This window comes from Phormidesmis sp. 146-12 (assembly GCF_052939495.1).
The window spans coordinates 19,674-32,687 of sequence record NZ_JBJPHS010000004.1 but is presented as its reverse complement, the minus strand read 5'-3'; the positions used below and the strand labels follow the sequence as shown (position 1 = coordinate 32,687).

The window sequence follows — 13,014 nt, the reverse complement described above, 5'->3', positions numbered from 1 at the left end:
AGAATGAGGAACGACTGACAAAGGATAGAGCTGATGAAAAAAACGCTGGCGATCGACATTGGTGGCAGTGGCATCAAAGTCATGATTTTGGATGAGCAAGGAACGCCTGTCAGCGATCGTGCCCGTGTCGAAACGCCTCAACCCGCAAAGCCCAGTCCGGTGATGGAGGCGATCGTAGAGTTGGTAAGTCAACAAAGTGAATTCGATCGCGTTTCGGTTGGGTTTCCGGGGGTTGTGCGGTTGGGCGTGACGGAGACAGCGGTAAATCTTGACCCTGACTGGGTTGGTTTTAATCTAGAAGCGGTCTTGAGTGAGCGGTTGGGCAAGCCTGTGCGGGTGGCTAATGACGCTGACATTCAGGGGATGGGCGCGATCGCAGGTCAAGGAGTCGAACTGGTGATCACGTTGGGCACTGGGTTTGGGTCTGCTCTGTTTCTCAACGGCAAGCTGGTTCCCAATCTGGAAATGGGCCATCATCCTTTTCGCAATGACAACACCTATGAACAGCAGCTAGGGCGCGCTGCTTTGGATGGTGTGGGTCAGAAAAAGTGGAATCGACGACTAGAGAAGGCGATCGCATCCCTGCAAAATCTCTTTAACTACGACACGCTCTATATCGGGGGCGGCAATACCGATAAGATTACGATCGCGCTGCCGCCCAACGTCAAGATTGTGCCCAATGTTTCAGGGCTTTTGGGTGGGATTGCTTTATGGAAGGATTCATAAATTACTCAACGAAGCGATGGCGATCGTGCGGTTCGTCGAAGTTGATGATCGGGCCTTTGGGAACGATGCGCGTTGGATTGATCTGCGTCTGACTCATGTAGTAGTGACGCTTGATGTGATCTAAGTTGCAGGTTTTTTGGATGTCAGGATGCTGGTAGAGATCTTTGAGATAATTCCAGAGGTTGGGGTAGTCTGCAATTCTACGAAGATTACATTTGAAGTGACCGTGATATACCGAGTCAAACCGGAGTAATGTCGTGAACATGCAAATATCTGCTTCGGTGAGTTGATTGCCGCAGAGATAGCGTTGTAGATTCAAAACCGACTCCCAGCGATCGAGGTTTTCAAACAGTTCTGTTACCGCTTCTTCGTAGGCTTTTTGAGTGGTGGCGAAACCTGATCGATAGACACCATTGTTAATCGGCATGTAGATGGCTTCGATCGTTTCGTCGATCGCTTCTCTTAATGCTGTGGGATACAAATCAATATCAGATTTTGCAAACTCTGAAAATTCTAAATCGAACATGCGAATGATCTCACGAGACTCGTTGTTGACGATCGTTCCCGTTTGCTTGTCCCACAACACTGGAACGGTAATTCGACCTGTGTACTTGGGATCAGCTTTGAGGTAAATATCCTGCAAATACTGAGCATGATTGACCGAATCAGGAATGGTGCCCGGTTCTTGAGAAAACGCCCAACCTTTGTCGCTGAGAATGGGATCGACGATCGACAGCCCGATCGCATCTTCTAATCCCTTTAGGCTTCGCATAATCATCGTACGGTGGGCCCAAGGACAGGCTAGACAAACATACAAATGGTAGCGTCCCGATTCTGCTTTGAAGCTGCTTGAATTATCTGCGGTAATGCGATCGCGAAACTTAGTCGGCATCCGGTTAAACTTACCGCTTTCATCTCGCTCCGTCCATTCAGTCGTCCACTTGCCATCGACCATCATTCCAAGTGCCATCAGAACCTCCAAAAAAGCTGTGAACTATAACGTGAATCCGATGAAATCCCTGGCTGCTGTTATCACTCTGGGCAGCCCCCTAAATCCCCCAAGTTTGGGGAACTTTGAACAAAAAATCCTACCCGAAAGTCCCCCAGAATTGGGGGGTTGGGGGGCTGAAGAATTGGGTAACGAAGCGAAAAATCCAACCGAATTCACATTGAACTATGAGTTTCAAGCTTTAAGTTTAAGCGTCTGTCCTTCAAACCTCATCACTCAAAACTCATATCTTCTGTCTCTCGCCTTCTACGCCAGATCAAACACCAACACTTCAGCGTCTTCTTTGCCGACCAGTTCTAGTGTTTCACCGTCCAAGGCTGCCGCGTCACCTTGATTGAGCAACTCACCATTCAGCGAAACGGCTCCACGAGCTACTTGAACCCAGAAGTGTCGACCCCTTGCGGGTGACTCGGAGAGATCGGTCTCTGTCAAACTCACCTTCTCACCTTCACTTAAAACCGTCGCGTACAGATTCAAATCCTGGTGAACGGTGACAGACCCATTTCGCCCGTCTTGAGACGCAATCAGCCGTAGATTGCCCCGTTTCTCATCGTCTGAATAGGCTTTTTGCTCATATCCAGGCTCCAGATTCCTTTGCTCAGGCAAGATCCAGATTTGTAAAAGGTGAACAGGATCGCGATCGGAGTGGTTATATTCGCTGTGGGTCACGCCCGTCCCGGCTGTCATGCGCTGCACTTCTCCCGGAAGCATTACCGCCCGGTTGCCCATACTGTCTTGATGCTCCAGCGCCCCTTCTAGCACATAAGTAATGATCTCCATATCGCGGTGAGGATGGCGGCCAAATCCCTGGCTGGGGGCTACGCGGTCTTCATTGATCACCCGCAGCGTGCGAAAGCCCATGTGAGCAGGGTCGTAGTAATTTGCAAAGGAGAAGGTGTGGTAAGAGTCCAGCCAACCGTGGTTTGCGTGTCCTCGATCTTCGGCCTTACGAAGCGTCAACATAGTTCCTCCTAAATGAAAATGTGCAGTACGAGGATTGTTTGGTGCTTAAATGTTCTAGCTCGTACTTTCTATAAATTTAGAATAACACAGCGATTGTCTAAATGCAAACAATCATAAGTCAATGTGAATTCGATGAATTTCTCAGCTTCAGTTGAAGACCCCGGAGAGCCATCAACCGAGAGCTTGGCAAGTGGAGCAATAATAGAGCCGTCGTCCAGCGAAGATTTCTTTGACGATCGCCCTTCCACACACAAAGCAGTCCTGTCCCTCTCGATTAAAGACATAGTGACGATAGCGACTGCGCGAATAGCCAAGTTTTTTGAGGCGATCGACAATCTGCAAATCGTTCGTAATGCCTTTTGTTCTGTAGGATTGCAGCGTCACCGAGAGAACGGACTGAGCGAGGGCGTGAATTTGTTCAACAGTGCAATCAACCGGACGCAAAGCGGGATGAACCTTCGCCACAAATAGAATTTCGCTCCGCAAATAGTTGCCCAATCCGCCTAAGAAATGTTGATCAAGCAGCAGAATCGTGAGTTGACGACGAAAAAATCGCTTGTCGAGAAAGCGGGCTACAACTTCTTCAACGGTCACCGCTTGATCCAACACATCCATTTCAACTCGGCTGAGAAACGGATGCACCGCTAACTCCTCCTCATTCAACACCTGAATTTCTGACGCAGAGTAAAGCAAAGCCGAGTGTTTGGGGGTGTGAATTGCCATCCGCAACTGACGGTTTGTGGTCGGGTAAGAATGCAGCTTGCGGACATACCACCGCCCATAAAGCTGATTGTGACTGTAGATGTAGAGCGGCTTCTCAAAACAAATCACCATCGCCTTGCCCCGCGTCCGAATGGCGGTTACGGTTTGCCCAATCAGTTCTTCTTCAAACGGTTTTAGGCGATCGAACGCAAAAAATATCTCAGTGACGGGGCGATCGACCAATGCTTTGGCAATCTCATCGGCAGCTTGTCTGATTTCGGGGCCTTCGGGCATGGGGGCAGGGAGGAGGGAGGAGGGAGGAGGGAAGAGGGAGGAGGGAGGAAAAGAGTTTTGAATTCCTCGTTGACTGTTTAAATTAATGAATGGTTCAGCTTATGAAGTTAGCGTCTTCTCAATGCGACGATCGGGGATGAGCCACATTGCTGCCACTGAAGCGTAAATTGCACAAGCGATCAATGGATTGACCCAAGTAAACAGAATCGCTGTGACATAAAAGCCTAACGATAGCTTGCCTTTAACGTCTCGCCCCATCGCGATCGCCAGGGTAGAATCTTGACCGTGATAAGCAATCAGAACGCGAGTGAGAATAAAGTAAGCAATGGCATTCAACAAGAGAACTACACCATAGCAGGCAACCGGAACAGGGGCAAAATTTTCACCCATCCAGCCTGTGACAAAGGGAATGAGCGATAACCAAAATAGCAAATGCATATTGGCCCAAAGAATGTGCCCGTTGACGTGTCGGACTGCTTGTAGCAAGTGATGGTGATTGTTCCAATAGATGCCGAGATAGATGAAACTCAGGATATAACTCAGAAAGATTGGAATGAGTGGACGCAGAGCCGCTAAATCAGCCCCGTGCGGCACCTTGAGTTCTAAGACCATAATGGTAATAAGGATGGCGATCACTCCGTCGCTAAAGGCTTCTAGTCTTCCTTTTCCCATTACTGTCACGCTCCTTGTCTACTAGTTTTTTTTTGCTAATTCATGGTGCAAATCATGGCACGTTTTCTGATTCTTATCTTGTTACCGCTACGATAGTTCGCGGCTCGTTTTATCAGAAATTGTTACTCCCTATCATTGACGCTCTTCTTTAACGTCAATTCGATGAAGTTTCTTCACGGCGTTGTTTAGCGCTTCTGCCCCCCAAAGTGCCAATTGTGGGCGACTTTTAAATTAGATTTCCAGTTCAAAGTCCCCCAGCATTGGAAAATTTAGGGGGCTGCCGGATTAATCACCGTGGCGAAAGATTCCATTGAATTCACGTTTCTTTAGAATAGAAGAATGTTAGAACTACACTGTCACACGACTTATTCTGATGGGATGCTGACACCCACTGAGCTGGTTAATCGAGCGGTTTCCGTCGGGGTGCGGGCGTTGGCGATTACGGATCACGACACGATGAGCGGCTGGGATGAGGCGTTTGCGGCGGCTCCTGATCACCTGGAAATCGTCCCTGGACTGGAACTGAGTACCGTTTGCAACGATCGCTCTCTACATATTTTGGGCTTTTATCCCGATCGCCAAAAACTTCACGCTCCGCTAATGGAACGGCTCGAAGGTCGCAAACGCCGCGCTCAAAAGATTGTCGAAAAACTTGCTGACTTGGGCTATCCCATCCAACTGCCCGACATGGGAGAAGGCATGGCTCCAGGGCGACCTCATATTGCAACGGCGATGGTCAGAGCGGGCTATGTCAATTCGTCGCGGGAGGCGTTCGATCGCTTTCTCGGTGATGATCAACCTGCCTACGTCCATTACGAAAAGTTTGAGAGTACTGAAGGGGTGGCGCTGTTACGGTCTTGTGGGGCGGTTCCGGTATGGGCGCATCCTTACTTGTTTCGCGGGGGAGCCGTTGAGGAAATTCTTCCAGATTTGGTGAAAGCGGGACTTTTGGGAATTGAAGTGTTTCATCCCAGTCACTCAGCGGCGGGTATCGATCGCCTCACTCAACTCTGCACAGAATACGGGCTTTTGATCACGGGCGGCAGTGACTACCACGGCCCCAATTTGGCAACTCAGAAGGATGAATATCGGTCACTCAACAGTCTAAATATTCCTCTGGAACTGCTGGAACCTATTAGGAAAGCGGCTGGCCAGGGTTAAAGCGATCGTTCCTTTATGCAAATCTCACAGCTAGTTCATATGAACTTCATGCAATTCCCCAAATCTTCTCCGGAGAACGTCCAATTTTTTTGGCATATAGGGATGGTAGATGCACCCTGATGATTACCCCTGACTTCGGTTGGGGGTTTTTTATTGGAGGGATGAAGGAGAACTTCGATGATCTGTTCCCCCTTTGGGGGTAATCCGCTTCGCGAGGAGGGATGAAAAAGTTGGCGACGTAGGAATGAGGTCATAAATGATCTAACTTGGATCTAACTTGATCGCACTCATGCTGGGTTCATGCCTATGTCTACTCCGCTGCATCAGCTTGATCCATTGAATCGGTTCTCCGATCGCGCTTCTGACTATGTGAAATATCGTCCGACTTACCCCACTGAAGCGATCGACCAGATTCTCGAAGGGTTGGGTACGCCGTCTCAATTGGTGGCGGCTGACATCGGCGCGGGAACAGGAATCTCGGCTCGGTTGTTGGGCGATCGCGAGCTGCAAGTCTGGGCGATCGAACCCAACGCTGCGATGAGTCAGGTTGCCGAAGTCCATCCCAATGTGACCTATCGCGCCGCTACCGCAGAACAGACCGATTTATCCGACGCTTCCGTTGACTTAATTACTTGTTTTCAATCGTTTCATTGGTTTGATCCAGAGCCGACTTTGGCAGAGTTTCGACGAATTCTCAAATCATCGGGGCGACTGGCGTTGGTGTGGAACGATCGCGATCAGTCCAACGAGTTCTCAGAAGGCTATGAAACACTGCTACGAGAAATCTCAGACAAACATCATGCACTCGGTCAGGCATTCGGTCGTGCTGGAGCTTTCCCCACAAATCCCCATTTCTTGAATGTTAGATCGCAGCTATTTTCTTTTGAGCAGACGCTCGATCAAGCGGGATTAATCGGCAATGCCAAGAGTCGATCGTATGTTCCGCAAGAAGGAATGGCTCATGACCAATTAATCACCAAACTCACTGCCCTTCACCAACGTTGGGCAAATCCTCAAGGGCTAGTTTCTATCTCTTATCAAACCAGAGTCTTTTTGGCTGATCCTCAGATTACTTCTCAGCCCTAACGTTGCCCTGCTGAAATTAATGCTCAAATCCTCATGAATGGAAAGGTGTATCTTGTTGGTTCGGGAACCGGAGGCACAGACTATCTGACGGTGAAGGCTTATCGGCTGCTGACCCAGGCAGAAGTGTTGGTTTACGATGCGCTCGTCGATTCACAACTGCTAGAAGTGGTGCCAGAGAGTTGTGTGAAGCTGAATGTTGGCAAACGCGGCGGACAGCCCAGTATGAAGCAGCCCCAGATCGATCGCCTCCTCGTCGAGCAGTGTCAGCAAGGAAAGCAGGTCGTTCGGCTCAAAAGTGGCGATCCGTTTATTTTTGGGCGATCGTCCTCTGAGATCCAAGCGTTGAATGCGGCAGGCTGTCCATTTGAGGTGATTCCCGGAATTTCTTCGGCGCTGGCCGCCCCTCTTCTGGCAGGAATTCCATTAACTGACCCCGTTTTGAGCCGTTGTTTTGCAGTTTTGAGTGCCCACGATACCGAAAGTCTGGACTGGCAAACGATCGCTCAAATCGAGACGCTGGTGATGCTGATGGGTGGACAAAATCTCCCGATTATTCTGCAACAATTACAAAAACAGGGACGATCGCCCCAGACTCCGATCGCCATCATTCGTTGGGCGGGGCATCCAGCGCAACAAATTTGGGTCAGCACTCTGGCAGAAATTCTGTCACACACAGATCCCCATTCACTTTCTCCCTGTGTGATCGTTATTGGCGAGGTTGTCGGACTGCGCTCCTTTCTCCTCCCCACGTTTCAGCCCCCCGTCGTTCCCCCTGTGTTTCCTGTGTCTACCCTTCCCCTTTCTGGTAAAACCGTTCTTGTGACGCGATCGGTGTCTCAATCCAGTCAGTTTTCCCGATTGTTGCAAAGTCAGGGCGCGACGGTGGTCGAGATGCCGACGTTAGAAATTGTGCCGCCTTCAAGCTGGGAAGAATTGGATCAGGCGATCGCGCGTCTCAATGATTTTGATTGGCTGATTCTCACGTCAACGAATGCCGTCGATTACTTTTTTGAACGGTTGGGGTCACAGCTTCAAGACGTGCGAGGCTTGTCAGAAATCAAGATTGCAGTCGTCGGCGAAAAAACGGCTCAAAGACTGAAGCAGCGAGGATTACAGCCCGATTTTGTCCCTCCCGATTTTGTCGCAGATTCGATGGTGCTCAATTTCCCTGAACCTGTGACGGGCAAAAAGTTCCTGTTTCCGCGCGTCGAGAGTGGGGGGCGAGATGTGTTGATTAAGGAGTTTGGCGATCGGGCTGCTCAAGTCACAGAGGTTGCGGCTTACCAATCGGCCTGCCCAACGGCGATCGATCCCGTTGCGCTTGAGGCGCTCAAAAATGGTGAAATTCAGATCGTCACGTTTGCGAGTTCCAAAACGGTGCGCCACTTTTGCCAGCTACTCGAAGGTGAGTTTGGTCAAGATTGGCTGACACATTTAGAAGGCGTTGGGGTGGTCTCGATCGGCCCTCAGACCTCCAAAGATTGTCAGATGCTATTGGGAAGAGTCGATGTCGAGGCTCAAGAATTTACACTACCAGGATTGACTCAGGCAGTGTTGGAATGGGTGAGAAGGAGTGAGGAGAGAGGAGTGAGGAGTGAGGAGTGAGGAGTGAAGTCCAAAGTCTAAGGTCTCCTCATTTCATCCCTCTATCTAGTAAATCTGTACTAAAATATGCTATCCTCATGTCACGCTAAGTCGTGGAGAGGAAGCCTTATGAGTGTCGAACAGACCACCCAATTGATTCAGCTAATCCTCAACTCGGTGCTGATGATTGTGGCTTGTGCGTTTGTGTTGGGGGGCTTGATGCTGCGGCGCAGTGCCCTAGAAAATCGGTTGCAGACGACAAGTTTGGAATATTATCAAGTGCTACATTTGGCGTATGACTCCCAGAGCGATCGCCTCCTCCTGCTCAAAAAACAACTGCGTCACCTGCAACAACAGATTCAATCCTCTCGCAACGGCATTCTGGCACTTCACTACGCGCTAATGGTCTTTGTCGCCAGCACTTTTGCATTAGCCATGAGAACGGTTATCGAGGGCACCTGGCTCATTTCGGTGGCGATGGCGTTCTTTATTGGAGGCATGGGGATTTTACTGTTTAGCGTGGCGATCGTGCTGCTCGATTTGCATCAGAGCGATCGTCCCTTTTGGCAAGAGATGACCGGAATCCTCACCTTCAGTTCCCGCAATTTTGCCCCCCGCGAAGACCTGCGAATCAGACGCTTACGATCCGCCAAACCCAAACTGGTCAAAGCTCGTCGAGCAAGGGCTGGTTAACTCTGAGGCGCAATGACGATCGCCTTCTGTCCTGATGGGTCAACTACAATCCACCCAACTGAGGGATCGAGATTTTCAGCACGGTCACTGACTTTGAAGTAGGCTTTTTCTCCGGTGTTGGTCTCGATCGCAAAGTCTGCATTTTGCGCGTAAATCACCCTAAAGCCCCGATCTTGTAAGCAGTACTTTGTCCAGGCTTTGAGCGATTGCCGATTGGGATCGAAGGGGAGCGGGGGGCGATCGAAGACTTGCTGCATGACGTTGATTAGCGGCATAGGAAGAAGGGATGAGGGATGAAGGAGGAGGGATGAGGGAATTTAGATTCAACTCGTCCACCTTGCAAATTTTACTCCTCACACCTCACACTTTCCTCTTCCAAATTTGATACATTGGTACTATACTGATCTTCAGATGACGTGACTATAACTCTGACAACAGGTAATGGGTGATCTAGAGATCGGAGGTTGACAACTCCAGTCTGATCGCCCATCACCTCTACTTATGGAGTCGTCTGCAATAAATGCGCCAAAAAAATACTAGATGTAGCGCAAAGATCGAGTAATCTGTTCTCATTCCTTTTGTGTGGTTTGAGCGATTATGTCCTTTGTTGGTCTTCATATCCATAGCGACTACAGCTTACTGGATGGGGCGAGCCAGTTACCCAAGCTGATCGATCGTGCTGTCGAGTTAGAAATGCCCGCGATCGCCCTGACAGATCATGGGGTGATGTATGGCGCGATCGAATTGATCAAAGTCTGCAAGGGCAAGCTCAAACCAATCATTGGCAATGAGATGTATGTCATCAATGGCGACATCTCCAAGCAAGAACGCCGTCCTCGCTATCATCAGGTCGTTCTTGCAAAAAATACTCAAGGGTACAAAAATCTCGTTAAGCTGACGACGATTTCTCACCTCAAAGGCGTTCAGGGGAAGGGCATTTTTTCGCGTCCCTGCATCAGCAAAGATTTTTTGGCGGAGTATCGAGAAGGCTTGATTGTTACAAGTGCCTGTCTGGGTGGAGAAGTGCCCCAAGCGATTTTGCAGGGCAAACCTGACATTGCGCGGCGCGTCGCCAAGGAATACAAAGACCTGTTTGGCGAAGATTATTATCTCGAAATTCAGGATCATGGTCTGCACGAAGAACGCATCGTCAATCCCGAAATCGTCCGCATTGCGCGTGAGCTAGACATCAAACTGATTGCCACCAACGATTCTCACTTTATCTCTTGCTACGACGTAGAAGCTCACGATGCGCTGCTCTGCATTCAAACCGGGAAGCTGATTACCGAAGAGAAACGGCTGCGCTACACAGGCACGGAATATCTGAAATCGGCGGACGAAATGCGATCGCTCTTCCGAGATCATTTGCCTCAAAGTGTGGTGGATGAAGCGATCGCCAATACGGTCGAAGTCGCTGCCAAAGTTGAAGAATATCAGATCTTAGGCGAACCTCGGATTCCTAATTATCCGGTTCCAGCAAACTTCACAGCCGATTCGTACCTTGAGAAGATCACCTGGGAAGGACTGCTCAAACGGCAGAAACGTAACACTCGTGAGGAAATCGATCAGACGTACCGCGATCGCCTGGTTTACGAACTGAACATGATGAGTCAGATGGGCTTTGCCACCTACTTTCTCGTCGTTTGGGACTACATCAAATATGCCAGAGACAATGGGATTCCAGTCGGGCCGGGACGCGGATCGGCGGCGGGTTCTCTCGTGGCGTTTGCCTTGGGAATTACGAACATTGACCCCGTTTTTCACGGTCTGCTGTTTGAGCGATTTTTGAATCCCGAACGCAAGTCGATGCCGGATATTGATACCGATTTTTGTATCGATCGCCGCGATGAAGTGATTCAGTACGTCACCAAAAAGTACGGCACGGAGCGAGTAGCCCAGATCATCACCTACAACCGCATGACTTCTAAAGCGGTTCTCAAAGACACGGCCCGCGTGTTGGATGTGCCTTATGGGGAGTCCGATCGCATGACCAAAATGATTCCCACGGTGCGAGGCAAAACCGTTCCGCTCAAGGTGATGATTTCAGACGCAACGCCCGCCAAGGAATTCAAAGAAAAGTACGATAACCAGTCCACTGTCCCAAATACGACCGTCACCTATCGCCGCTGGATCGACACCGCCATCCGCATCGAAGGCATGAACAAAAGTGTGGGCATTCACGCGGCGGGCATCGTGATCTCGGCTGACCCACTCGACGAAATTGTGCCCTTGCAGCGCAACGCCGATGGAGCCGTCTTCACCCAATACTACATGGAAGACATTGAGACGCTGGGACTCCTCAAAATGGACTTTTTGGGGTTGAGAAATCTGACCATGATCCAAAAAACGCTGGAATTGGTGGCGCAGACTCAGAAGATTACGATCGACCTCGACGAGTTGCCCCTCGACAATCCTGGCGTTTACAAACTGCTGGGACGCGGCGATCTAGAAGGCATCTTTCAGCTTGAATCGTCGGGAATGCGGCAGATCGTTCGAGATCTCAAGCCGGATAGTTTAGAAGACATTTCCTCAGTGCTGGCCCTTTATCGTCCCGGCCCGCTCGATGCTGGACTAATTCCCAAATTCATCAACCGCAAACATGGACGCGAACGCATCGACTACGCGCACAAGATTCTCACGCCGATCTTAGAAGAAACCTATGGAATCATGGTCTATCAAGAGCAGATCATGAAAATTGCTCAAGATATGGCGGGCTATTCGCTCGGTCAGGCAGATTTGCTGCGGCGGGCGATGGGCAAAAAGAAAAAGTCTGAGATGGAAAAGCATCGAGAAATGTTTGTCCAGGGTGCCGGAGAACATGAGGTTTCGGCTCAGATTGCGGACGCGCTATTTGAACAGATGGTGCAGTTTGCCGAATATTGTTTTAACAAATCTCACTCGACGGCTTACGGCTACGTCACTTATCAGACCGCCTATCTCAAGGCAAACTATCCCGTCGAATACATGGCGGCGTTGCTGACTTCCAATAGTGGCGATCAGGACAAAGTGCAGCGCTACATCGCGTCCTGTCTGGGGATTGGCATTCAAGTACAGCCGCCTGACATCAATCGATCGGGCATCGACTTCACCCCCACTGGCGAGAGCATTCTGTTTGGTCTGAGCGCCGTTCGCAATGTGGGCATGGGTGCGATCGAGGCGATTCTCGCAGTCCGAGAAGAAAAAGGGCCCTTCAAGTCGCTGGCGGATCTGTGCGATCGCGTCGATTCTCGTGCGGTCAACAAACGCGCATTGGAATCGCTGATCTACTGTGGAGCCTTCGATCAGATTCAGCCCAACCGTCAGCAGTTGATCAAGGATCTAGAGCTGGTGCTGGATTGGGCCCAGTCTCGCGCCAAAGATCGGGCCAGCGGTCAGGGCAATTTATTTGATCTATTGGGCGGCAGCGTTCAGCAAGAAAGTTTTGAAACGGCACCCAAAGCGCCCCCGACTCCCGACTTTCAGCAACAAGACAAACTGCGGTTAGAAAAAGAAGTGCTGGGCTTTTACATTTCTGACCATCCACTCAAACAGATTCAAGAATCCGCCAAAATTCTCGCCCCGATTAACTTGAGCGATCTTGACCGCCGATCGGAAGGTGCCAACGTCAGCGCGATCGTCATGCTCACCGCCATCAAGCGAGTCACAACTAAAAAAGGCGATGCGATGGCCATCATTACCGTCGAAGACCTGACCGGACATTCTGAAGCTGTAGTCTTTCCCAAAACCTTTGAGCGCGTGGGACACCTGATTGTCGATGACGCTCGGCTGATGGTCTGGGGCAAAGTCGATCGCCGTGACGACCAGACCCAATTCATCATTGAAGATGCAGAGCCGATCGAATCCGTCCGCATGGTGATGGTGGAACTGAAACCAGAAATTGCCAACGACGGACAACAACAATATCGCCTCAAGCAGATTTTGCAGGAATATCGCGGCGACGACAAAGGAAAAGTCTCCGTAGTGGCGATCGTCAGTGCCAACAATCGCCGTCATTTCGTCCGATTTGGGCAACAGTTCCGCGTCCAAGATGAGCAAGCGGCCGTGAATGCGTTGACAAAGGCAGGCTTTCGATCGCGGGTGTCGGCCTTAGTCGGTTAGCGCGAGTACGTAGCAATCAGTAGCAC

The 13,014-nt window shown here is 50.2% G+C and carries 11 protein-coding genes; 6 read left to right on the top strand and 5 right to left on the bottom strand.

Annotated elements, in window-relative coordinates; genetic code table 11:
• The first annotated feature begins 33 nt into the window (after nucleotides 1-33).
• Complete coding sequence (locus ACKFKF_RS03010) at nucleotides 34-726, top strand: ROK family protein (protein ID WP_446866319.1); 693 nt, start codon at nucleotides 34-36, stop codon at nucleotides 724-726.
• Between the two features lies 1 nt (nucleotide 727).
• Here ACKFKF_RS03010 and ACKFKF_RS03005 read toward each other — a convergent pair whose 3' ends face one another.
• From ACKFKF_RS03005 to ACKFKF_RS02990, 4 genes are all read right to left on the bottom strand, one after another.
• Nucleotides 728-1,696, bottom strand: coding sequence for a glutathione S-transferase family protein (locus tag ACKFKF_RS03005; protein ID WP_446866318.1), 969 nt, complete (start codon nucleotides 1,694-1,696; stop codon nucleotides 728-730).
• Between the two features lie 285 nt (nucleotides 1,697-1,981).
• Entirely contained in the window at nucleotides 1,982-2,698 is a 717-nt protein-coding gene (locus ACKFKF_RS03000; RefSeq protein WP_446866316.1) for a pirin family protein, read from the bottom strand.
• Between the two features lie 171 nt (nucleotides 2,699-2,869).
• Entirely contained in the window at nucleotides 2,870-3,694 is an 825-nt protein-coding gene (gene nei / locus ACKFKF_RS02995; protein ID WP_446866315.1) for an endonuclease VIII, read from the bottom strand.
• Between the two features lie 99 nt (nucleotides 3,695-3,793).
• Nucleotides 3,794-4,366: a TMEM175 family protein gene (locus tag ACKFKF_RS02990; protein ID WP_446866314.1), complete on the bottom strand. Its 573-nt coding sequence runs from the start codon at nucleotides 4,364-4,366 to the stop codon at nucleotides 3,794-3,796.
• Between the two features lie 339 nt (nucleotides 4,367-4,705).
• Between ACKFKF_RS02990 and ACKFKF_RS02985 the strand changes: the two genes are divergently transcribed.
• From ACKFKF_RS02985 to ACKFKF_RS02970, 4 genes are all read left to right on the top strand, one after another.
• Entirely contained in the window at nucleotides 4,706-5,527 is an 822-nt protein-coding gene (locus tag ACKFKF_RS02985; protein WP_446866313.1) for a PHP domain-containing protein, read from the top strand.
• A 306-nt stretch (nucleotides 5,528-5,833) separates the two neighbouring features.
• Nucleotides 5,834-6,613, top strand: a complete 780-nt coding sequence (locus tag ACKFKF_RS02980; RefSeq protein ID WP_446866312.1) for a class I SAM-dependent methyltransferase — start codon at nucleotides 5,834-5,836, stop codon at nucleotides 6,611-6,613.
• Nucleotides 6,614-6,646: 33 nt separating this feature from the next.
• Nucleotides 6,647-8,218, top strand: coding sequence for a uroporphyrinogen-III C-methyltransferase (cobA, locus tag ACKFKF_RS02975; RefSeq protein ID WP_446866311.1), 1,572 nt, complete (start codon nucleotides 6,647-6,649; stop codon nucleotides 8,216-8,218).
• A 108-nt stretch (nucleotides 8,219-8,326) separates the two neighbouring features.
• Nucleotides 8,327-8,890, top strand: a complete 564-nt coding sequence (locus ACKFKF_RS02970) for a DUF2721 domain-containing protein (RefSeq protein ID WP_446866310.1) — start codon at nucleotides 8,327-8,329, stop codon at nucleotides 8,888-8,890.
• Here ACKFKF_RS02970 and ACKFKF_RS02965 read toward each other — a convergent pair.
• A complete protein-coding gene (locus tag ACKFKF_RS02965) occupies nucleotides 8,887-9,165 on the bottom strand; it encodes a hypothetical protein (RefSeq protein WP_446866309.1) in 279 nt (92 codons plus the stop codon). The genes ACKFKF_RS02970 and ACKFKF_RS02965 overlap by 4 nt on opposite strands.
• Nucleotides 9,166-9,487: 322 nt before the next feature.
• On the opposite strand from ACKFKF_RS02965, the gene ACKFKF_RS02960 reads away from it, so the two are divergent.
• Nucleotides 9,488-12,988, top strand: coding sequence for a DNA polymerase III subunit alpha (locus tag ACKFKF_RS02960; protein WP_446866308.1), 3,501 nt, complete (start codon nucleotides 9,488-9,490; stop codon nucleotides 12,986-12,988).
• Nucleotides 12,989-13,014 lie beyond the last annotated feature (26 nt).

Excerpts from the sequence above, each read along its gene's own strand:
- ACKFKF_RS03010 (WP_446866319.1), top strand. The coding sequence starts at position 34 with ATGAAAAAAACGCTGGCGATCGACATTGGTGGCAGTGGCATCAAAGTC.
- ACKFKF_RS03005 (WP_446866318.1), bottom strand. The coding sequence starts at position 1,696 with ATGGCACTTGGAATGATGGTCGATGGCAAGTGGACGACTGAATGGACG.
- ACKFKF_RS03000 (WP_446866316.1), bottom strand. The coding sequence starts at position 2,698 with ATGTTGACGCTTCGTAAGGCCGAAGATCGAGGACACGCAAACCACGGT.
- nei (WP_446866315.1), bottom strand. The coding sequence starts at position 3,694 with ATGCCCGAAGGCCCCGAAATCAGACAAGCTGCCGATGAGATTGCCAAA.
- ACKFKF_RS02990 (WP_446866314.1), bottom strand. The coding sequence starts at position 4,366 with ATGGGAAAAGGAAGACTAGAAGCCTTTAGCGACGGAGTGATCGCCATC.
- ACKFKF_RS02985 (WP_446866313.1), top strand. The coding sequence starts at position 4,706 with ATGTTAGAACTACACTGTCACACGACTTATTCTGATGGGATGCTGACA.
- ACKFKF_RS02980 (WP_446866312.1), top strand. The coding sequence starts at position 5,834 with ATGTCTACTCCGCTGCATCAGCTTGATCCATTGAATCGGTTCTCCGAT.
- cobA (WP_446866311.1), top strand. The coding sequence starts at position 6,647 with ATGAATGGAAAGGTGTATCTTGTTGGTTCGGGAACCGGAGGCACAGAC.
- ACKFKF_RS02970 (WP_446866310.1), top strand. The coding sequence starts at position 8,327 with ATGAGTGTCGAACAGACCACCCAATTGATTCAGCTAATCCTCAACTCG.
- ACKFKF_RS02965 (WP_446866309.1), bottom strand. The coding sequence starts at position 9,165 with ATGCCGCTAATCAACGTCATGCAGCAAGTCTTCGATCGCCCCCCGCTC.
- ACKFKF_RS02960 (WP_446866308.1), top strand. The coding sequence starts at position 9,488 with ATGTCCTTTGTTGGTCTTCATATCCATAGCGACTACAGCTTACTGGAT.